Origin of the sequence: uncultured Clostridium sp., assembly GCF_934754925.1 — a bacterium.
Classification (GTDB): domain Bacteria; phylum Bacillota; class Clostridia; order Clostridiales; family Clostridiaceae; genus Clostridium.
The window spans coordinates 1-21544 of sequence record NZ_CAKVJA010000046.1 but is presented as its reverse complement, the minus strand read 5'-3'; the positions used below and the strand labels follow the sequence as shown (position 1 = coordinate 21544).

The 21544-nt window shown below is 26.4% G+C and carries 19 protein-coding genes and 1 riboswitch; of the genes, 6 read left to right on the top strand and 13 right to left on the bottom strand.

The features are described from left to right. Positions 1-20: 20 nt before the first annotated feature. The 3 genes from Q0G30_RS12040 to Q0G30_RS12030 all read right to left on the bottom strand — a co-directional run bounded on the left by Q0G30_RS12040 (position 21) and on the right by Q0G30_RS12030 (position 2808). Positions 21-920, bottom strand: a complete 900-nt coding sequence (locus Q0G30_RS12040; protein WP_148323613.1) for a D-alanine--D-alanine ligase — start codon at positions 918-920, stop codon at positions 21-23. A gap of 125 nt (positions 921-1045) precedes the next feature. Continuing rightward, on the bottom strand, positions 1046-2383 hold the full coding sequence (locus Q0G30_RS12035; protein WP_294390329.1) for an MATE family efflux transporter: 1338 nt from the start codon (positions 2381-2383) through the stop codon (positions 1046-1048). A gap of 137 nt (positions 2384-2520) precedes the next feature. Beyond that, a complete protein-coding gene (locus tag Q0G30_RS12030; RefSeq protein ID WP_294390326.1) occupies positions 2521-2808 on the bottom strand; it encodes a hypothetical protein in 288 nt (95 codons plus the stop codon). Positions 2809-3019: 211 nt separating this feature from the next. On the opposite strand from Q0G30_RS12030, the gene Q0G30_RS12025 reads away from it, so the two are divergent. Beyond that, positions 3020-3757 (top strand): FAD-binding oxidoreductase, encoded by a 738-nt coding sequence (locus tag Q0G30_RS12025; RefSeq protein ID WP_294390323.1) that lies wholly within the window; start codon positions 3020-3022, stop codon positions 3755-3757. Between the two features lie 84 nt (positions 3758-3841). Here Q0G30_RS12025 and Q0G30_RS12020 read toward each other — a convergent pair whose 3' ends face one another. Both Q0G30_RS12020 and Q0G30_RS12015 read right to left on the bottom strand, forming a co-directional pair. Further along, positions 3842-4252 carry a hypothetical protein gene (locus tag Q0G30_RS12020; RefSeq protein ID WP_294390320.1) on the bottom strand — a complete coding sequence of 137 codons (411 nt, stop codon included), beginning with the start codon at positions 4250-4252 and terminating at the stop codon, positions 3842-3844. A 225-nt stretch (positions 4253-4477) separates the two neighbouring features. After that, the gene (locus Q0G30_RS12015; RefSeq protein ID WP_294390319.1) at positions 4478-4633 is read right to left on the bottom strand and encodes a hypothetical protein; all 156 of its coding nucleotides are present in this window, start codon (positions 4631-4633) and stop codon (positions 4478-4480) included. A gap of 306 nt (positions 4634-4939) precedes the next feature. Between Q0G30_RS12015 and Q0G30_RS12010 the strand changes: the two genes are divergently transcribed. Further along, on the top strand, positions 4940-5854 hold the full coding sequence (locus Q0G30_RS12010; RefSeq protein WP_294390316.1) for an ATP-binding cassette domain-containing protein: 915 nt from the start codon (positions 4940-4942) through the stop codon (positions 5852-5854). Then, on the top strand, positions 5854-7110 hold the full coding sequence (locus tag Q0G30_RS12005) for an ABC transporter permease (protein ID WP_294390313.1): 1257 nt from the start codon (positions 5854-5856) through the stop codon (positions 7108-7110). Before Q0G30_RS12010 ends, Q0G30_RS12005 begins: the two co-directional genes overlap by 1 nt. Before the next feature lie 77 nt (positions 7111-7187). Here Q0G30_RS12005 and Q0G30_RS12000 read toward each other — a convergent pair whose 3' ends face one another. The 3 genes from Q0G30_RS12000 to Q0G30_RS11990 all read right to left on the bottom strand — a co-directional run bounded on the left by Q0G30_RS12000 (position 7188) and on the right by Q0G30_RS11990 (position 13414). Then, positions 7188-10070 (bottom strand): hypothetical protein, encoded by a 2883-nt coding sequence (locus Q0G30_RS12000; RefSeq protein ID WP_294390310.1) that lies wholly within the window; start codon positions 10068-10070, stop codon positions 7188-7190. After that, on the bottom strand, positions 10067-12148 hold the full coding sequence (locus tag Q0G30_RS11995) for an MMPL family transporter (RefSeq protein ID WP_294390307.1): 2082 nt from the start codon (positions 12146-12148) through the stop codon (positions 10067-10069). Before Q0G30_RS11995 ends, Q0G30_RS12000 begins: the two co-directional genes overlap by 4 nt. A gap of 486 nt (positions 12149-12634) precedes the next feature. Next, a complete protein-coding gene (locus Q0G30_RS11990; RefSeq protein ID WP_294390304.1) occupies positions 12635-13414 on the bottom strand; it encodes an endonuclease/exonuclease/phosphatase family protein in 780 nt (259 codons plus the stop codon). 202 nt (positions 13415-13616) lie between these two features. Here Q0G30_RS11990 and Q0G30_RS11985 point away from each other — a divergent pair, with 202 nt between their 5' ends. Beyond that, positions 13617-14456, top strand: a complete 840-nt coding sequence (locus Q0G30_RS11985; protein ID WP_294390301.1) for a hypothetical protein — start codon at positions 13617-13619, stop codon at positions 14454-14456. Between the two features lie 97 nt (positions 14457-14553). Here the strand turns inward: Q0G30_RS11985 and Q0G30_RS11980 are convergent, their stop codons facing one another. The 3 genes from Q0G30_RS11980 to Q0G30_RS11970 form a co-directional block, all read right to left on the bottom strand. After that, a complete protein-coding gene (locus Q0G30_RS11980) occupies positions 14554-14709 on the bottom strand; it encodes a zinc-ribbon domain-containing protein (protein WP_133015847.1) in 156 nt (51 codons plus the stop codon). A 144-nt stretch (positions 14710-14853) separates the two neighbouring features. Beyond that, entirely contained in the window at positions 14854-16017 is a 1164-nt protein-coding gene (locus Q0G30_RS11975) for an AI-2E family transporter (protein ID WP_294390295.1), read from the bottom strand. A gap of 190 nt (positions 16018-16207) precedes the next feature. Beyond that, positions 16208-17527 (bottom strand): amino acid permease, encoded by a 1320-nt coding sequence (locus Q0G30_RS11970; RefSeq protein ID WP_294390292.1) that lies wholly within the window; start codon positions 17525-17527, stop codon positions 16208-16210. Positions 17528-17602: 75 nt separating this feature from the next. Beyond that, positions 17603-17777: riboswitch (Lysine riboswitch) on the bottom strand. 185 nt (positions 17778-17962) lie between these two features. Between Q0G30_RS11970 and Q0G30_RS11965 the strand changes: the two genes are divergently transcribed. Then, the gene (locus tag Q0G30_RS11965; protein WP_294390289.1) at positions 17963-19489 is read left to right on the top strand and encodes a hypothetical protein; all 1527 of its coding nucleotides are present in this window, start codon (positions 17963-17965) and stop codon (positions 19487-19489) included. Positions 19490-19546: 57 nt separating this feature from the next. On the opposite strand, the gene Q0G30_RS11960 is transcribed toward Q0G30_RS11965, so the two are convergent. After that, positions 19547-20422, bottom strand: a complete 876-nt coding sequence (locus Q0G30_RS11960) for a radical SAM/SPASM domain-containing protein (RefSeq protein WP_294390285.1) — start codon at positions 20420-20422, stop codon at positions 19547-19549. Positions 20423-20475: 53 nt separating this feature from the next. Next, positions 20476-21006 (bottom strand): thioredoxin family protein, encoded by a 531-nt coding sequence (locus tag Q0G30_RS11955; RefSeq protein WP_294390282.1) that lies wholly within the window; start codon positions 21004-21006, stop codon positions 20476-20478. Between the two features lie 203 nt (positions 21007-21209). Between Q0G30_RS11955 and Q0G30_RS11950 the strand changes: the two genes are divergently transcribed. Next, the coding region (locus tag Q0G30_RS11950; protein ID WP_294390280.1) for a VOC family protein at positions 21210-21544 on the top strand (335 nt) is incomplete at its 3' end.

Here is a 21544-nt window from a genome sequence, read left to right as displayed (position 1 = left end):
ATATCACTTTCTCACAACTCCTAAATTAGTGAACACTCTATTATTTTATCTAATAGTTCACTAAATTCTAATCCTCTTACCTTTGCACTTTTAGGAATAAGACTTTGTTTTGTCATTCCTGGAAGTGTATTTACTTCTAGTAAATAAGGTACTCCATCTCTTACTATCATATCAATTCGTGCATAACTATTGCAACCTAAAATATCCCAAACCTTTTTTGATATATTATTAATTTTTTCTTGTAACTTTTCTTCTAATAGAACTACTTCTTCTTCCGCTCCATTTTCACCATACTTAGAGGCATAATCAAAGAATTCACTATTTTTTGACTTAATCTTAACTGTAGGAAAAACTTCTCCATCTACTACAAAAGATGTTATTTCTTCTCCATTTATATATTCTTCTATAATTATTTCATTGTCGTATTTTAATCCTTCCCTTACTGCCATTTCCACTTCATCTTCACTTCTAACTAAAAATGTAGCCACACTTGAACCACCATTATTAGGTTTAATAAATATAGGATATTGTAACTCTCTTATTTTTTTATAATCTATTTCTTCAACTGATTTTACTATTAACCACTTTGCCGTATCAACCCCAACAGTTTTTACTATTCTTTTAGTTAATCCTTTATTCATACATATAGCACTTGGTAATACCCTACACCCACTATAAGGTATTCCAATAGTTTCAAGTAATCCTTGAATAGTACCATCTTCGCCAAACTGTCCATGTAAAGCTAAAAATGCAAAATCTATTCCTTTTATTTTTTCAACTACTTCACTTTTAGAATCTATTATTATCGGAATTATCTCTTCATATTTATCTCTATTTAAATTTAATAAAACTTGCTCACCTGACTTTAAGCTTATTTCTCTTTCTGATGATATTCCACCCATTATTACTCCAATTTTCATCATTATCACTCCCACTTTTTTTAATCTTTACTTTATTTTATGAATATAATAGAAAATAAAAAAGCACCACAGAAAGGGTATTTTCCTTTAACTGTGGTACTACTATTTGTGAGTTTCTATCTATTTTATGCTGCTTTAATTTTATCAAGCCTTACTCTTGATTTCTTCATATACTTAATAGCTATAATAACTGTTACTAACTCACTAGCAGGAACAGTTAACCATATACCTTTATCACCTAAAATAATTGGCAAAATAATTATAAAAACAACTATTAAAAGTACACCTCTTAATACTGATATAATAGCTGAAGTCTTTGCATCCTCTAAAGCCGTAAAGTAAGCTGATGCTAAAATATTTAATCCATTAAAAACAAAAGCTATTGAATACAAATTAGTTGCTTCTGAAGTAAATTTTACTAGTCCCTTATCACCTTCAGTAAACATTGAAATAAGAGTCTCTCCTCCAACCACCATAAATATAGTACTTAAAATTCCTAATATACTTATAGTTATTATAGCAATTTTTAAAATTTTCTTTATTCTATCCTTACAATTAGCTCCATAATTAAAACTGATAATAGGACTAATTCCATTACATATTCCTGAAAATACAGCTGTTACTAAAGATGCCACATAAAGAATTATTGAAAATGCAGATACTCCTATTTCACCTATTCTAATCATTAATACAATATTAAATATATAAGTTGAAAAAGCAACTGCGAATTGTGTTATTCCTTCAGATGATCCATTATAAAATATTCGTATTATTTTCTTAAAATCAAATTTTATCTTGCAGAATTTTAATATAGAATCTTTTTTTAAATATTGACTTAAAGCAAATAAAAATCCAATTGTAAAAGCAATTCCTGAGGCAAGTCCAGCACCTGCTAATCCTAATCCTATTTTCACTATAAAAATATAATCTAATACTATATTAAGTATTGAGGAAATAATATCTGCTACCATAGCATGATTTGGTTTTCCCATAACTCTAAGCCCACTACTTAAATAAGAACTACCTACAAATGTAGCTAAAAATAAGCATAATGATACCAAATATTCTACAACTAAAGGTACTAGTTCCTTATTAGCTCCTAAAATCTTTGCTATAGTTGGTGCAAAAATAACAGTAAATACTGATAGTGTTAAAGTTATTATAATAAGTGTATAAAAGGCTAAACTAAAAGTTTTTCTTGCTGCACTTTTATCTCCTTTTCCAAGCTCTATACTAGTAATTGTACCTCCCCCAATAGCAACCATAATTCCTATGGCCATTGCTACTCCAAAAAAGGGCATTGCTATATTAACTGCTGATAATCCCTTAGAACCTATTACGTTTCCTACAAATATTCCATCTACAACTATATATACTGAAAATACTACCATTGCAATAACTGACGGTATCGAATATTTCACAAATAATTTTCCTATACTTTCTTTTCCTAATATTAAATCCATATCGCTCACTTCCTTTCCTAAATAATAATAAACCTTAGAACAACTCTAAGGTTAATGCTTTTTTTATTTAAATTTTAATCTATATTTTAGCATACTCAATAAATATATAATATATTAATTTAACTTAAATTAATATATTATATATTTGAATCATTATCTAAAGGTAATGAACTAATATCAATTTTATTTTTATCATTTCTATTTATATTATCATTATGATTTTCCACAACATTTGATAAATCAATATACGAATTGTTTTCTATAATACTAAACTCATCTTCTAATAATTCATTATTTGAAAAATCGTCATTAATTTTTAAATGTTCTAAATCCCTATTTATTCCTAGAGAATTGTCATTCATCCTATTACTTGATAAATTTTCATAATTTTTCAACTCTAGTTTATCTAATATATCTTTTTTCATAATATCACCTCACAAAAACTTACACTACATATTATTCCTATTTCATTAACTTTTAATTATTTATTTTTTATCAATAAAATACAATAAATTAATCTATATCTTCTTATTATATTTGTAACTTTATTTGGTAATATATACTATAATATATTGACTTTATTTATTTTTTATTAGATAATAATTATTATTATTTAATAATCATAGGAGGTGTTTTATGAATAATAAAAATTGGGATGGTTTTAAAGAATTAGTATTAGTTGATAAAGCCGAAGTTTGTCCTGGAATTATTTCATTTTACTTTAAGTCAAAGGATGGAAGTAAACTTGTAAAACATAAAGCTGGTCAATTCTTACCTTTCAAAATAAAAACTAATGATCCTAAATATAAAGATGTTATAAGAACATATAGTCTTTCTATGTTTCCTAATGAAGATACTTATAGAATAAGTGTAAAAAAAATTGATGGAGGACTAATTAGTACTTATCTACATGAAAATCTTAATATAGGTGATTCTATTGAAGCTATGATTCCAACTGGATTATTTACTATAAAAAATAAAAATAATGATATAGTTTTAATTTCAGGGGGAATTGGTATAACTCCATTGCTATCTATGCTATATGAAGAATCATCTATTAGAAATAATATTCATTTTATACAAGCAGTTCAAAATTCTAATATACATCCATTTAAAAAGGATATAGAGACTATAGTTAAATTAAGAAACATTGAAAGCACTATTTTTTATTCTAATCCTTTAGATACAGATATAGAAGGTATTGACTATAATTATACTGGATATGTAAATAAGGATTTTCTTGAAAATAACATAAACTTAAATTCAGATTTTTACCTTTGTGGACCGCCATTATTTATGAAAGCTGTTGAAAATATTTTAATTGAGTTAGGTGTAGATAATTCTAAAATAAATTATGAACTTTTTAGTAATTAATCTATTATAATATTTTAGTGATTTAAATTTAATATTACTCTAAAAATAAAAAACTAAAACCTAAAATACTTAGGATTTAGTTTTTTATTGATAATGTAATTTAATTTCAGCAATATTTTTTTCATAACACATTTTACATAATACTATTAATTCTTCATCATTATTAATTTCCTTAGTATAAACTTCTAGATTAGTAATACTTCCACACTCTTCACATTTATACTTTGCTTTTTCTAAAGCCTTATGACGTTTTAACTTCCATTCTTCTTTATTTTTTATATTGTTGTCATCTTTATAATCATTTCTATTTTTCATAAATATAAAAATATTATTCTCATTATTAAAAATACTCTTTATTTTGCATTGTATACTTTTCCTTATAGAAACTCTATTAACACAACTTTGACTTTTTTTCTTGTTATACTCCATATTTGTTCTTATTACTATAATCTTTATTAGGTATACTCCTAATACTAAATATATTAAATTAAACATAAATATCACCCTTTTTATCATTAACTATTTATTTAAATTTATACACTCTCTTCTAATGCAACTATACCACTAAGTATAGAAACTCTAGATAATGAAATGGGTGTTTCTGAAAGCGAATTTAACGAAGAAATCTTTTATTCAGATGTAGTTGAACTTAATAAATCCATTTAATAAAAAAAATTATCCACTTAATATAAATTAAAGTGGGTAATTTTTTTGTAGCTATTAATTTAGGTTTGGAAAGTTAAATATATTTTCAATTCCTCTCTTTTTTTTAGGATCATCTCCATGAATTAACTTTTTCTCTTCCTCTTCAGCAATTATAACTCCATCAATTAACCCATCACTATTTTTATTGTTAATATCATTTTTATTATTCATAAAAACACACCTCTTATAATCTTATTATATTATTATTATTCCTATATGCTTCTTATTTATAAATTAACAATAAAAAATCTTCTATTCCATTATTTCTATCTTATATATTTGAAGTGTATTAATATTTAATATCTCTGCAAATGATTTTAAAATACCTCTTCTTAATATTTGTTAAAATTTTCTTAATAAATATTGCAATTATATGGCACATACATTATAATAAGTTATAAATTACCGTTTTATATTTTTATTATAACTTTATTTAGCGGTGATAAATTCTATTTTAACATTTTAAGGGGGATTTATATGAAACTAGAAGTGAAAAATATACGAAAAAGCTTTTCCGGAAATGAAGTGCTTCATGGAATTTCTTTTTCTGTTCAAAGTGGTAAGGCATTAGGTCTACTAGGTAGAAACGGTGCTGGTAAAACGACAACTATCAGAATATTGATGGACGTATTTAGATGTGATTCTGGTGAAATATTAATTGATGGTAAACCTTTTATGCCTAAAAATCATCAAATCGGATATTTACCAGAAGAAAGGGGATTATATCCTAAAAAGAAAGTTACAGAACAAATCATATATCTTGCTTCGTTAAGAGGTATAAGTAAAAAAGAAGCTAAAGAAAATACTTTAAAATGGCTTAAAAGACTAGGTATTGAAGAATATGCAAATAGGAAACTAGATACTTTATCAAAAGGTAATCAACAAAAGGTTCAATTAGCTCAAACTTTAGTTTGTAATCCCGAAATTATTGTTTTAGATGAACCTTTTAGTGGTCTTGATCCTGTAAATGCTCAAATTCTTAAAGATGTAGTAAATGAATTAATTCAAAATAATAAAATTGTTATTTTTTCTAGCCATCAAATGAGCTATGTAGAAGAATTTTGTGAAGACATTGCTATAATTAATAAAGGTAATATTGCATTAAGTGGTAACTTAAAAGATATAAAAAAGGATTTTGGGAAAAACAGACTTATATTAAGTGCAAGTAACTATTCCTTAGAAGAACTTAAAAAAATATGTGAAGAACAACTTGCTAATTTAGTTAACATTTATGAAGTAAAAAAAGATTTTTTAATATTAGAACTTTGTGAAAATACTACTAAGAATAACTTATTAAAACATATTTTAACTACTGATATTGATATTGAAAAATTTGCAATATATGAACCTACATTAACTGATATTTTTGTATTAAAGGCTGGTGATGAATAATGAAACAATTTTTAAATGTATTAAGTTTTGAATTAAGTAACTATTTTAAAAACAAGGGATATATGATTACTACAATTCTTTTTTCTATATTATTGATAATAGGATTATCATTACCTTCATTTTTTAATATGTCTAAACTTATTCCTCAATTAGGCGAAAATTCTAAAGAAAATATTGAGTCTGTAGAAGAAATCTCTGAGGAAAATAAAAAAAGCTTTGTATTAATAGATAATAATAATATTTTTGAAAATTTAGATATTCTTGAATCAGCTTTCTTAAACTCTAAATGGACAAAGGTTAATAGTTTAGATGAAGCTGAAGAATTAATTAAATTAGGAAATGTAGAGGCTGGGTTTTCAGTTGATAGTTTAACTAAATATTCATATCTAGTTAATAATTCAGGATTTACAGATACAAATCAAATGATTTTTGAAAATCTATTATCAAACTTAAGCCAACAAGCCTATGCAAATGAACATAATTTAGATATAAATGATTTACAATCTGTTATCAATCCTTCATTTGATTCTGATGTTACTATCCTTGGAAAAGATAGTGCTAATAACTTCTTTTATGTATATATCTTTATTTTTGCAATGTATATGATGATTTTATTATATGGACAACTTATTGCAGTTGCTGTAACATCTGAAAAAAGTAATAGAGCTATCGAAGTCCTAATTACAAGTACAAACAGCAATAGCCTTATTTTTGGTAAAGTAATAGCTGCAGCTTTAGCTAGTTTTATTCAAGTTGGAGTAATTCTTGCTTCTGGAATGATAACTTATTCTCTAAATAGTAAAGCATGGAATGGCCTTTTAGATAGCATATTTAAAATTCCATCAAATATATTATTGACTTTTATTTTATTTGGTGGTTTAGGATACTTCTTCTATTCATTTATATTTGGAGCTTTAGGTGCATTAGTTTCTAAAACAGAAGATATAAGCTCTAGTATTGGACCTATAACAATGATTTTTGTTATTGTATTCTTTATAAGTATGTTTGGATTATCAAATAGTGATAGCTTACTTATAAAAATTGCATCATTTATTCCATTTAGTTCTTTAATGACTATGCTAATAAGAGTTGCAATGGGAACTGTATCTAATTTTGAAATTGTAATTTCATTTATTATTCTACTTGCTTCAACTATTTTAACAGCTCTTGCATCTGCTAAGATTTATAGATTAGGTACTTTAATGTATGGTAATCCTATTAAGCTTAGAAATGCCTTAAAATGGTTTAAAAAATAATAAATAATAATCTTTTTGCAGCTGTATTCAGACTGAATTTATTAATTCAACCTAATACAGCTCCTTTATATTAGTTATTATTTAAATATATCTTTAATTTTTTCAAGTAATGATTTATTACTTTTATCTGAGTTTTTACTTGTATTATCTTTTTCTATAGTCACATCTTCTGTAGCTTTTTTATTTTTAGAACTTGATACTGAATCACTTCTCATTATAAATTTAACTGAACCAGTCATATCACTTGATAATCCTGAATATACTCCATATTCTTTTGTCATTTTAACTAATTCATCTTTAACTTCACTAAAGCCATCAATACTATCTAAAGCTTGACTTCCTTCATCATTAAGTTTATCTAATCCTTCATTTTTAAGCTTTTTAACACCATCATATAATTGAGATGTTCCACTTTCTAACTCAATAGTTCCTTCAAGAATTTTTTTAGAATTACTCTTTAATGTACTAGTGCCTTCTGCCAATGTAGCTCCACCCTTAGCTAAAGTACTTACTCCACTACTTAATGTTTTTCCTCCATTAGCTAGTTCCTTTGTACCATTATATAATGTTCCCAATGCTGAGTTTATCTTCTTTGAGTTTGTATTTAACTCATTTGCTCCAGTTGATAAATTGCTGCTTCCTTCTGCTAATGCAGTTACACCATCAGCTAATGTCTTTCCCCCAGTTGATAATTGAGTTGTTCCATCATATATTGATCCTATTCCAGTATCTATCAACTTTGAATTAGTACTTAATTGATTTGCCCCATTTACTAATGTGCTACTTCCTTCACTTAAAGCTGTTGTACCCTCTAATAAACTATCTGTACCTGCAGCTAATTGCTTGCTACCATTAGATAAGTCTCCCATAGCTGAATTTATCAATTTAGAATTATCACTTAATGAATTAGCTCCATTTAACAATGTGCTACTTCCTTCCTTTAATGTTCCAACACCATTTTGTAAACTTTCTGTTCCTTCTACTAAAGAACTGCTTCCTACATATGCTGAGCTTATCCCTTCACCAATAGCTTGAGAAAATACTTTTAATTCTTCACCTCCGGATTCCAAAGTAGATAAACCAGCTTTAATTTGTGATGATCCACTAGCTAAACTTGATAATCCACTTTGTAAGCCATTAACTCCATTTTTAACAGACTGAACTCCAGAGTCTAATGATGATAATCCATTACTTTGACCATTGGCAATTTTTCTGATACTCTCACTATATGCTCTAAGAGTAGCTGCATAAGTAGCATCTGTTGCTTCAATTTCATTAGCCATTTCATCTATAGAGTTTGCAATTTCAATTAAATTTCCTGTAGTACCTTGAATATTTTCAATTCCTCCACTTATTTGTTGCACTCCTGAATTTAATTCCGTTGTGCCATTTAATGCTGAATTTATTCCATCATCTATTGCTACATAATTACTTCTAATATCACTAACTCCATCTACAAAGTTATTAACTCCAGCCGTGAATTGTTCCTGGGATTCTTTTAAAGTTCCAAGTCCTCCATTTAACTCTGTAACACCTGAATTTAACTTATTTGACCCCTCTTCTAAAGATACAACTCCAGTATTTAAACTATTTACTCCTGAAGCTAAATTTGATACTCCTTCATTAAACTCTGTATATTTTCCTTGTAATTCACTTACCCCTGAATTTAATTCAACTGCTCCCTGATTTAATGTTGGTACACTATTATTTAATGTATTAATGCCATCATTTAAGCTAGTTGCACCTGATTCTAATGATGATATTCCTTCATCAAATTGTGAATATTTTTCTTTTAATTCTCCTGCACCACTATTTAAAGAATTAACTCCATTAATTAATGTTGGTATATTTCCACTTAAAGTACTAATTCCACTATTTAAACTTTTTGCACCTGATGCTAATGATGATATTCCTTCATCAAATTGTGAATATTTTTCCTTTAACTCTCCTGCGCCACTATTTAAAGAATTGACTCCATTAATTAATGTTGGAACACTTCTATTTAATGTATTTAGTCCATTTCTAAGTTCAATAGCTCCACTATTTAAGTTTCCTACTCCTGTGTTAAATATTGAATAGTTACTTGCTAGTTTAGTTTGTCCATTTAATAACTCTTTGGATCCCTTTAATAAATCTTCTCCACCAGTTTGTAAATCATTTAAGGCAGTTCTTAAATCATCAATCTTATCTAATCCCTCTATTTCACCTATATCTTCACTAGATGTAGTTGCAAGAACCATTATTGCAGGAATTTCAAAATTATCAGTTTCACCTGTAATCTCAAAAGAATCTGATAAATCAATACTAGAGTTTCCTAAGATGTCATTTAATAAATCTCCTAAATCTAATGATTCCTTAAGACCTGGTATTGTTACAAAAGTTACTAACGAATTATTACCGTCATTTATTATTTTTCCTGAATTAACTTCTACATTAGTAAAATTATCATTACCTAATGTAAATTCTGCCGCAGTTAATAATGGTAAATACAAAGTCCTTTCTTCACCATTGATTAATACTGTTTTACTTTCATTATTTTTAATATTAACTGAAATCTTAAATTTACCTTTTTCCCCCAACACATCATTTGGGTTAACCTCTTTTCCATTAAATTCATATTTAATAGATATAGTTACTGGTAATTCCTTATCACTCTTTCCTTGATAATAGAGTTCATTGGAATTAATATTCCAATTTAATTCATCTCCATTTTTAATTGGTTCCTCATTACCTTTTACATTTTTAACATAAGTTAATGATGACTTATCAGAGAACTCTCCTAAATTTTCACTTCCCTTAATCCAATCACTAACAATTTGTTCTGTAGGATTTCCATTTTCATCTAATATAACATAAACAGTTTCATCCTTTTGTATATCTTGAGCAAAAACAACTGAATTTGATGCAACTGTTATTAGCGCAACTAAACATACTAATCTTTTTGATAACCCTTTTCTCATATTTCTTTTCCCCCTTCAACACATTCAACAAAAGTTTTACTTGTTTTTACTATTAACTTTTCACAAAGCAATAATATTCCTGGTAATACAAATAAGATTACAAACATACTTATAATTGCACCCCTAGACATTAATGTACATAAGGAACTTATCATCTCCATATCTGATATAATTCCTACACCTGCAGTTGCTCCAAAAAATGTTAGTGCACTAGTTACAATTGATCTTGACGAACTTTGTAATGCTATTTTCATTGCTTTTTTCTTATCAGAGTTTAAAGCTAATTCCTCTTTAAACCTAGCTGTTAATAAAATTGCATAGTCTACAGTTGCCCCTAATTGAATAGTACCTATTACTATTGATGATATAAATGGAATGCTTGTACCCATGTAGAATGGAATTCCTAGATTAATAAAAATTGCTAATTCAATAGATACAACTAATAATATTGGAATTATTGCTGACTTAAATACAAATAATATTATTATAAATATAGCTAAAATTGATGCTATACTAACCCTATTAAAATCACTATCTGCTATTGTAATTAAATCCTCTGTTAATGGGGCTTCTCCACCAACTAATCCGTCTTTATCATACTTTTTAACAACGTTATTTATTTTCTCTAATTGAACAGCAACCTCATTAGATGCCGCCTTATACTCTGAATTAAGCATTATCTCCTCATAGCCACCATTTTTTATCTTTTTCAATAAATCCTGTGGTATAAAACTTTCAGGAATTCTTGCTCCTAATATATCCTCTAAACCAACTACTGAAGTTACTCCATCAATTTCTTTTAATTCATCAATCATTTTATTAACCTTATAGCCTTCTAAATCATCTCTTATTAAAATTATGTTAGTAGACATCATGTTGTACTCTGATTTCAATTTATTATTAGCTACAATAGAAGGTAAATCCTTTGGAAGTGATTCATCAAGATTATAATAAACTTTTGTATTATTATTTCCTATAATAGCCGGTATTAATACAATAGCGCCTATAATAACAAATAACCTATAATGTTTTATTACAAATGCTGAACTTTTTTCAAATTTAGGTAATAACGTTTTATGTTTATATTTATGAATAAGCTTATCAAATGCTAATATCATTGCTGGTAATACTGTTATAGTGCATATAACACCAAATACAACACCTTTGGCCATTACAAATCCAATATCTTTTCCAAATCCCAATTCCATAATACATAATGCTAAAAATCCAGCAATAGTTGTTAAGGAACTTCCTGCAATAGATGAAATGGTTTTTTGTATTGCAACTGCCATAGCATCAATGTTATTAGAATTATTTGCTCTTTCCTCATCATATCTATTAAGTAAGAAAATTGAATAATCCATTGTTACAGCAAGCTGTAATACAGCTGATAATGCCTTTGTTATATAAGAAATTTCTCCAAATATAATATTTGTCCCCATATTGTAAACTACTGCTATTCCTATACTTAACATAAATATAATTGGAATTACAAATGACTCCATTGTCAGACTTAAAATTATTACTGATAGTATTACAGCTATTAAAATATAAATTGGAGTTTCCTTATCTGCTAAGTCCTTTGTATCTTTTATAACTCCTCCAATTCCACTTAAAAAAGCCTGTTTTCCAGTAATACTTCTTATTTCTTCTATGGCTTTTTCAGTATTTTCACTAGCATCTGTATCTTTTAACTTAACAATCATTAATGTTGAATCATCTGAAAAAAGCATATCTCTTACCGAAGCTGGTAATATCTCCTTTGGAACAGAAATATCAAGAGCATCGTCTATCCATATAACTTCTGACACACCATCAACATCAGAAACTTTCTCTTTTAACTTTGATACATCCTTATTATCCATTCCCTCAACAATTAACATTGCTAAAGATCCACAATCAAATTGATCTTTTAATATTTTTTGAGCTTCCCTTGTCTCTAAATTTGGTAAATAACTTAAAATATCATAATTAACTTTTGTACTAAAATAGCCAATTGCAGATGGTATTAATAAAACAATTGCTACAATTAAAATAAAAATCCTATTTTTAGCTATTGCTAGTGATATTTTCTCCATAGTATGCTCCCCCTATCATTCTCTTGAATTAAACTTTATACTTTTCAGACTATTTTTTCAATTTTAGTTTTCACCCTTTTATTTCCATTTTTACTTTTAAATTATCTTTTATATCGTATTCATAATGTTTTCCCTTGTTTTTCTCTATTTTTCATATATTTAAAATCAAATATGTTAATTTATCTTGACTTTACCATTTTTCAATTTTTATTGTTAATTAAAAATTAACACCTTATTAAATTTTTATTTCAAAAAAATAATACTTATTTAATAACTTATTCATTACTAATTTAAGTATTAGATTTAATCTATATATGCCCAAATAACTTTACAAATATATACTATTAAAGTTTAGTTCATTAAATAACTATTTTTTATTTACAATAGTAAATATTAATTAATAAATTTATTTTTAAAGGTTTATTTAAATTTTGTATTTAAATAAAAAAAGATAACTAAAAATAACTTTAGCTATCCTTTACTATTTTATTTTTTTATTTTAATATCTGCAATTAATGGATAATGATCTGATGGGTATTTTCCATTAATATTATCTTTAACAATATCAACATCAACAATTTCTAAATCTTCACTAACAAAAATATAGTCAATATGAAGACCTTTCTCTTTTCCCTTAAAACTACTCATTGTTGATTTACTATACAACTCTTTTTTAACTTCTTGTACAGCTACAAACCTATTTGTACTATATTCACCAGCAGCAAATTTTTTAATAATTTTACTATCTGGAGTTGCATTGAAATCTCCCATTATAATTATAGGTAATTTTTCTTCTTTACGATTTTTCTCAATAAATTGCCCTAATTTCTTTAATCCAAAATCTCTAGCTTGAGGTAAAAAACAATCTAAATGTGTATTATATACCCTCACTTTTTCACCAGTTTTTAATTCTACTACAGCTGTTGTACATATTCTTGGATATAATGAATACCAAAGTTGACTTCCTACCTTATCAGGACTCTTAGATAACCAGAATGTTTTGTGCTTTAATATCTTATGATTTTCTCTAATAAATAAATTATTTCTCTCTGAAAAGAATCTTTTACTTCGTGCACTACCTATTATATTATAATCCTTAACATTTAAAGTTATATCTTCATACATCTTATTAGTTACTTCTTGAACTCCTATAATATCACATTTATACTTATCTATTATCTCATAAACTATGTGTTTTCTATTATCCCATCTATTTTTAAAATCTAAAATAAAATCACTTCTTAAATTAAAAGACATTACCCTCATAATAGTTCTCCCTTGATTTAGTTTTATACTAAACTTATTATACTATTTTTTACCTTAATTAAAACTATTAACTTTTTATTAGCAGCTTGTAGAATTATTTACATAATGTATAATAATTATTATAGTGGACTAATTTTTAACAATTACTGTTTAACACATTTTAATATTCTTAATAAAAATATTATATTTATTGGAGGATTTTATGAAAAAAAATTTAAACAAAGGAACTATAATTTTAATATTAATAGCTGTAATTTCCTTAATATCAACAGTTGTTATTGGAATGCAATCAGCTATACTTTTATTCTTAGTATTATTTTTGATTTATTTAATCATAACAAAGAAACATTATATTAAAGTATTTAAGGGTATGAAAGCTTATAAGCTTGAAAATTATAAAACTGCATTAGAATATTATAGGGATGCAGCTATGTCACCTTGGGCTAATGGTTTTATAATAACAAATTATTTAATTTGCGAGCTAAAATATGGTAAACCGTCATTAGCAAATGAATATATAAATGAAAATTTAAATACTAAAACCATTAGGCCACATGAATTTCTAAATTTAGAAGTTACAAAAGCCATTGTTAACTGGAAAACTAGCTCAAAGGAAGAAGCAATAACTTCTTTAAAAAGCTTATTATCTAATAATAAAAATACTTATATATATGAAACATTAACTTCATTATTATTATGTTCTAATAAATTTGATGAAGCAAATATTTATATTAATGAAGCTATGGAATTTAATTCTGATAATAATATCATCAAGTCTAACTATGCAGAAATATGCTATAAACTTGGAAAGTTTGATGAAGCAAAGAAATATTTCGATACTTTAATTAATGAAAATGTTCATTTTATTGAACCTTATTATTATACTGCATTAATAGAAAGTAAAAATGGAAATTTTGAAAAATCAATAGACTTATTAAGAAAAGCTCAATGTTTAAATGAATCCTTAGTAAGCTTAATAAAACAATCTGATATTGATCAAGCTCTTAATTCAGTTATGGTAAAATCATTAAATTCTATATAACAAAAAGTCTGGATATTATTTATTGATAGTTTCCAGACTTTTTATATTAAAAGAGCTATAGAATAAATCTATAGCTCTTAAGAAACATACTTTATAATTATCTTCTATTATTTTGTTGTTTCTTAGCTTTTCTACAAGCTGGACATCTTGTTGGTTCATTTTCAAATCCCTTTTCCTTGTAGAATTCTTGCTCTCCTTCAGTGAAAACAAACTCACTTCCACAGTCTCTGCATGTTAATGTTTTGTCTGCCATTTAAAATTCCTCCATATTATGAAAGGTTTAAACAAAAATAACAACAAAATAATAAATTATTAGTTACTGTTTGTATACCTTCCGTGTCTTTACATTATTATATTATAAACACTTTTAAAATTTATATACATAACTCTAATAAGATTATTTATATTTTTCTGTTTCTATAGGCAACCCTTTTTTTCTTAGCTTATCCTCAATTATTTCTTTAATTATTGAATAGAATATTGCAAATAAAGGAACCCCTATTATCATTCCTACAAATCCCATAAATTTAGCTGCAACTAATAGTGAGAATAATATCCAAAATGCTGATATTCCTATTGAATCTCCAAGTATCTTAGGTCCAATTATATTTCCATCAATTTGTTGAATTATAATTATTATTATAACAAACCATAACGCTTGTATTGGAGATACAAATAATATAATTATAGCTGCCGGTATTCCCCCTATAAATGGACCAAAGAATGGAATAATATTAGTAACACCAATTATTACTGAAATTAATAATATATATGGCATCTTAAATATAGTTAATATTAAGAATGTTAATACTCCTATTATAAATGAATCTAAAATTTTACCACCAATAAATCTACTAAATGTCATATTACTTTGTGTTGCTAGCCTTAAAATAAATTTAGCTTTGTTTTCTGAACATATTGCATATACAATTTTTTTACCTAATGCCATAAATTTTTCTTTATCTATTAATATATAAATAGAAACTATTATTCCTATTATTATATTTAATATACTAGATGTTGCACCCACTATGAAATTACCAATAACAGGAACTAAATTACTTATTAGAGTTATAATATACGTAATTGCTTCACCAAATTTATCAGTAATTAAACTAATATATTCTGGCTGTAAATTTAAATCATCAAAAATCTCATTAGTAACCTTTGTTAGATCATTTAAATATTGAGGTATATTATTTACTAATCCTATAATACTCTCTATTAATTGTGGTAATACAAATTGTATAAATAAATATGTAATTATACTTGCAGTAATATAAGTTAATAATAGTCCTATGCCTCTTTTACCTGACTTTTTTAACTTTTTAAAAGTTTTATGTGACAATATGTAATCCTCATAAAACCTTAAAATAAAGTTTAATAAGTATGCCAATGCACCACCTATAATAAATGGTTGTAATGTTCCAATAAAATCACTAATACTTGCTTCTATTAAGTTAATCTGAGAAATCCCTAAATATAAAAGAATACTTGCACAAATAACTAAAAAAGCATACATTGCTATTGTTGCGTATCTATTATTCCAATTTATCTTCATTTTTGCCCTCCATATCTAAAATATTACTTATATTTTAACATAATTTATATTTAAAAGTTGTTAAGATTTTATAAAGTTAACTATTTATTAAAATAATTAACACTTAAAAAAAGCCAGTAAATAATTAACGAACTTTATATTTCTAATAGATAATATATAGCTGAAATTATTACTGACTTTTTAAGTAAATTTATCTTAATTTATTTTTATGATAATTATATATGTATACAGGTATACCAATTAACATTAATATAAATCCCCACATAACAGTTTCCGCCCCCGAACCATATATAGTCCAAAGAACATATATAAATGCTAATAATGGTAAAAATGATTTTTTAATAAATATTTTAAAATTGAATTTCTTTTCTTCTCTAAAAATAAGCATCATTTCTGCTGATACGCTTAAAAGATAAACTGGAAGATATGAAAGTGTTGCAAGTATTGTTATAAATGTAAATGCATCAACCATACCTTTTTGAAAATTCATTACTAATAATACATTAACTAATACAGAACCAAATATTAATGAAATTATTGGCGTTCCTGTCTTTTCATTTATTTTCCCAAAAAATTTAGGGAATACTCCATCAACTCCGGCTGCATAAGCTACTCTAGCTGTAGATAACAGCCATCCAATTACAGTTCCTAAAATACAAATAACAACAGCAATTGTAAGTATTTTTCCTACTTGAGTTCCTAATGCATTAGTTAATATATCTGTAAGTGGCGCTGAGCTTTGTGATAATTCTGCATTATTCATAGCCCCCATACTTCCTATACTTATTAATAAATATATTGCCGCAGATATTATAAGTCCATAAATTGTACTTTTTCTTACATTTTTCTCTGGATTTTCTAGTTCACCTGCTGCTACTGTTGCACTTTCAAGTCCTATAAATGCCCAAAGTGTTGAAGTTGCCGCTAGAGGTACTGTACTAAGCCCTTTTCCCTCTGGATACATTGGTAATATATTGGCTGAATCAAAATTTAAAAATGCAACTATTATAAATAATGTAAAAAATGCTATTTTAAATACTGTAACAAACGACTGGATTTTTCCTGCCTTTTTTACGCCTGCTATGTTTATTAACGTAAATATCCATAAAACTGCACTTGAAAATATTATTGATATTGTAGGATTATTTAATATTGGAAATACTACTGATGCATAGCTAGTAATAGCAACTAATATAGCTGCATTCCCTATCCATGAACCATTCCAATAAAGCCACGCACTTAAAAATCCAGCAAAATCACCAAAAGCCTCTTTAGTATATTGGTAAGCTCCTCCTGTTGATGGATATTTCGTACCAAGATTTGCAAATGAAATTGCAATTAATATAGATCCGATAGTTGTTAAAATCCATGCAATAATTGTAGATCCTGGTCCAGCAACCTGTGCTAATGTTGATGGTAACATGAATACTCCTGAACCAATCATATTACCACAAACCAACATTGTGGCCATAAAAAGACTAATTTCTTTTTTTAAACTTTTGTTTTCCATTTCTCCTCCTTAGATTGGGGTAAAAAAATAAGCCCAAAGGCTACTTCTTTGAGCTTGTACTTACTAATAAACAAACACAAAGATAGCTCTCCACAATTATTATTGTGACAGTTTTGCATATATTTTATACAAACCCAATATATAGATTTAAAGCTTCCTCTATATACTTCGGCAATATCACCTTTCATATTAATTCATTGTGCTTTTCTCCTTAATATTACTCTTTAATATTGCAACCTCTATCTTTACCCTACATTTAATTTAAAACACACTTTGTCTTTTTTCGACATTTTACTACATAAGTAATTTAAACAATTTTTTTATAAATGTCAACCCAGTTTATATTTAAAATGTAACTTACAATTTTCTCTTTTCATATAATATATATTAAATATAAAATATCTAAAATTCAAATGATAAAGGAGAATTTATGTTATGTATTCTTTTAAAAATACTACCCCCACAAATGGATTTGACTCCAATAATTTAAATAATTCTCGTCAAAATAATTATACTTGGTCAATGGACCAATTAGATCAATATATATATGTTGGTACTGGAAGAAATATTCCTTATAATATAATCAATGGTATTTCACCCGAAATCATTACTCCTATTTCAATAACTCCACCTGCAGCTAATAATTCTCCTGAAATTTGGAGATATAAAAAAGATGATACTCTATGCTGGGAAAAGGTTTATTCAGTTCCAAAGTATCTTAAAATATCAGGACTTAGATTTATAGTTTCCCATAAACCTTTTAATGGCAATAACAACCTTTATGCTGCTAGTTATGGTGGAAAGTTAAAGATATTTAAATCTAGTAATGGTGTAAATTGGTTTCCACTTTCTGATATGATCCTTAAAGGAACCTCGTCTCGTGCAATGGTAAGTCATAAAGGCAAATTATACATTGCTACTATTGATGAAAAAAATCCTACATTAATTCCTAACTTATATAGTAGTATAGATCCAGAGTTTTATCCCTGGGAAGATGTAATAAATGCTGACAATCCATTATATGATAAATCTAAAAATCCAAATGGTTCCATAAGCGAAATGAAAGTTTTTAATGATAAAATTTATGTTGCTACCAATAATACTGATGGCGTTCAAGTTTGGAGAACAAATGGCTCTACACCAAGACTAAATGATTGGACTCTTATTGTTGACAATGGATTTGGTGATGCTACAAATCAATATACTCTAAGTATGGGCACTTTTAAAAACTATCTTTATGTAAGTGCAACTAAAAAACTTCCTCTAGCTTGGCTTGCCCCAATGGGATGTGACATTATAAGAATCTCTAAAAATGATGATTGGCAACTAGTTGTAGGAAGTAAACCTGTAATTCCTTCCCCTACATCTAAAGGAATACGAACTAACAGCTTATCTGGTTTTAACTCTGGTTTTAATAACCCCTTTAATGTATATGCATGGCAAATAAAAGAATATGAAGACAAATTATTAATAAGTACTTTTGATGATTCCAGTAATATGGAAGTTATCTTAGAATTTCTTATTAATAATAAAATTGCAATAGAAAATAAGATTGGTGCTACAACAACTAATACACTTATTAAAATATATAAATCTATTGTTTCTCAACTTAATTCTATAAGATATCCTTTTGGATTTGACCTTTATGAATCTATTGATGGAATTAACTTCACCCCAATATTTTTGAATGGATTTGCAAATAAATATAATTACGGCGGTAGAACTTTATTCGTAGATTCTTCTAACACTCTTTATATTGGTACTGCTAATCCATTTCAAGGATGTGAAGTTTGGAAAGTTAAATCTAAATCTAAAGATATCCATTGCTATTCAAAAGCACAAAATTATAGGTGCTTATTAACAATAAAAAAAGAAATCAATGATAACCTTGAACTATTAGATAATTATATGCCTATATTATTAAATGCTATTACTCAAGAAAACAATTATAACTTTTTTTAATTTATAAAAGGCATCTAATAAGAATATTAAACTTATTAGGTGCCTTTCTTTGAATTATTATTTTTTAAATCTAGTAGCATAACCACATCTTTTACATAAGTCTTCAACTGCTACTCTTCTTGAGAAACCATTATATATATTAATTGCTCTCTCACCCTCTAGTATTTCTTTTAATGATTTTTCAAAAATATTTCCTAAAGGTAAATTTCCGTCACTATCTAAACAACATGGTACAACAGTACCATCTACTAGAATTCCCATTTGGTTTCTAAGTCCATGACAAAAAACTTTTTCTTCTAAAGTATCAATTTTTATATCCGGCCATTGAAATTTTTCTGCCATATTTAAATATACTTTATCCTTTAGCTTAATTCTATTTGTTTCTTGTAATTTTTCTGCCAACGAAAAATCAAGATTTAAGTTTTCTTCAAGAATTTTCAAAATTTCTCTATTTAAATTATTTTCACCCTTTAAATCATTACTATCCATGTTCCATAGTCTTATTGCACAAATTATATTACTATTTTCTCTAGCCTTTATAATAAAATTACTAATATCTTTCAAGTATTCTTCTAATTCCACAGTTTTTTTATTTGCTTCAAAACTATGAAGAGAAATATTTACTTGTCTTAATGCCTTTGCTTTAATAAGCGTATCTCCAACCGTATTTAATAATGTTCCGTTAGTTGTTAAATTAACATAAAGCCCCTGATTACCACTTTCCTCTAAAAACTCTTGTATATTTTCATTTAATAGAGGTTCTCCCATTAAGTGTAAATATATATGTTCTGTAAAAGGCTTTACTTCTTTTAAAATATAATTAAATTCTTCTTTATTCATAAATTTATATTTTCTTTTAGTTTTAGGACAAAAATTACAACTTAAATTGCACACATTAGTAATTTCTATATATACCTTTTTAAATCTTCTCATTAGTTAACATTCTCCTTATACAAAAACATAGGAGAAATCTCCTATGGCTAAAATTACTTATCTAATTTATTAAATGATATATATTCATATTTTTTACCAGTAATAAACTTAATTAAATCTAGTTGAATTAAATTATTATACTTTCCATTTCTCATTTCATCAATTATTTCCTGAGTTTTTTCCTTTGGAGCATTTATTAAAATATCTTTTACACCTTTAGGGAACTCTATAAATTTTCTAATTACATTATTATCATTATCTACAACCATAATAGTTGGTACTTTCATTTCGCCAGATAATTTACTTAATAGTTTCTCATTATCATTTTTTAATAAAAACTTTACCTCTATATTCTCATTAAATTGAGAAAGTTTTATCAAAAATGGTAATATTGTTGCTGAATCCTTACATCTAGTTGATGTTATTACCAATATTTTGGTATGTTTGTTTAAACTTATTATATCTCTTAGTCCCTCTTCTAAAATTTGACCTTGATCATATAACTCATTAATAAACATGAGTTCTTCATCATTAGCACTCGTTAAATATTCCTCATAATCCATTAACTTAACATCTGTTAACATACTTACTCCCCTAAATAAATTTAAAATATATCTATAATGAATACAATAAATATATTCATATTTCACCATATATTTATTAATATTATCATACTTAATTAATTATTTCTACCAGCCTTAAACTTTCTCGATTTACTCTTGTAATAAATTCCATATACTGATATAATTAATAAAATAAATTTTTATATACTTTTAGGAGGTATCTTATGTCTATTAAAATGTTACATACTTGTGTTAGAGTTATGGATTTAGAAAAGTCTTTAGATTTCTATAAAAATGCTTTAGGATTAATTGAAACTAGAAGAAAGGATTTTCCTGAACATAAATTTACTTTAGTTTATTTATCAGATAAAGAAGGTGGCTATGAGTTAGAGTTAACTTATAACTACAATCCTGAAACACCTTATAATCTAGGAAATGGTTTTAGTCATATAGCTATAGGTCATCCAGACATTGAGTCTTTAAGAGATAAACATATAGCCCTTGGTTACGAAGTAACAGATCTAAAAGGACTACCTGGCGAAGCACCTCATTACTACTT

Coding starts and splice junctions, on each gene's coding strand:
- Q0G30_RS12040 (WP_148323613.1), bottom strand. CDS start 920: ATGAAAATTGGAGTAATAATGGGTGGAATATCATCAGAAAGAGAAATA.
- Q0G30_RS12035 (WP_294390329.1), bottom strand. CDS start 2,383: ATGGATTTAATATTAGGAAAAGAAAGTATAGGAAAATTATTTGTGAAA.
- Q0G30_RS12030 (WP_294390326.1), bottom strand. CDS start 2,808: ATGAAAAAAGATATATTAGATAAACTAGAGTTGAAAAATTATGAAAAT.
- Q0G30_RS12025 (WP_294390323.1), top strand. CDS start 3,020: ATGAATAATAAAAATTGGGATGGTTTTAAAGAATTAGTATTAGTTGAT.
- Q0G30_RS12020 (WP_294390320.1), bottom strand. CDS start 4,252: ATGTTTAATTTAATATATTTAGTATTAGGAGTATACCTAATAAAGATT.
- Q0G30_RS12015 (WP_294390319.1), bottom strand. CDS start 4,633: ATGAATAATAAAAATGATATTAACAATAAAAATAGTGATGGGTTAATT.
- Q0G30_RS12010 (WP_294390316.1), top strand. CDS start 4,940: ATGAAACTAGAAGTGAAAAATATACGAAAAAGCTTTTCCGGAAATGAA.
- Q0G30_RS12005 (WP_294390313.1), top strand. CDS start 5,854: ATGAAACAATTTTTAAATGTATTAAGTTTTGAATTAAGTAACTATTTT.
- Q0G30_RS12000 (WP_294390310.1), bottom strand. CDS start 10,070: ATGAGAAAAGGGTTATCAAAAAGATTAGTATGTTTAGTTGCGCTAATA.
- Q0G30_RS11995 (WP_294390307.1), bottom strand. CDS start 12,148: ATGGAGAAAATATCACTAGCAATAGCTAAAAATAGGATTTTTATTTTA.
- Q0G30_RS11990 (WP_294390304.1), bottom strand. CDS start 13,414: ATGAGGGTAATGTCTTTTAATTTAAGAAGTGATTTTATTTTAGATTTT.
- Q0G30_RS11985 (WP_294390301.1), top strand. CDS start 13,617: ATGAAAAAAAATTTAAACAAAGGAACTATAATTTTAATATTAATAGCT.
- Q0G30_RS11980 (WP_133015847.1), bottom strand. CDS start 14,709: ATGGCAGACAAAACATTAACATGCAGAGACTGTGGAAGTGAGTTTGTT.
- Q0G30_RS11975 (WP_294390295.1), bottom strand. CDS start 16,017: ATGAAGATAAATTGGAATAATAGATACGCAACAATAGCAATGTATGCT.
- Q0G30_RS11970 (WP_294390292.1), bottom strand. CDS start 17,527: ATGGAAAACAAAAGTTTAAAAAAAGAAATTAGTCTTTTTATGGCCACA.
- Q0G30_RS11965 (WP_294390289.1), top strand. CDS start 17,963: ATGTATTCTTTTAAAAATACTACCCCCACAAATGGATTTGACTCCAAT.
- Q0G30_RS11960 (WP_294390285.1), bottom strand. CDS start 20,422: ATGAGAAGATTTAAAAAGGTATATATAGAAATTACTAATGTGTGCAAT.
- Q0G30_RS11955 (WP_294390282.1), bottom strand. CDS start 21,006: ATGTTAACAGATGTTAAGTTAATGGATTATGAGGAATATTTAACGAGT.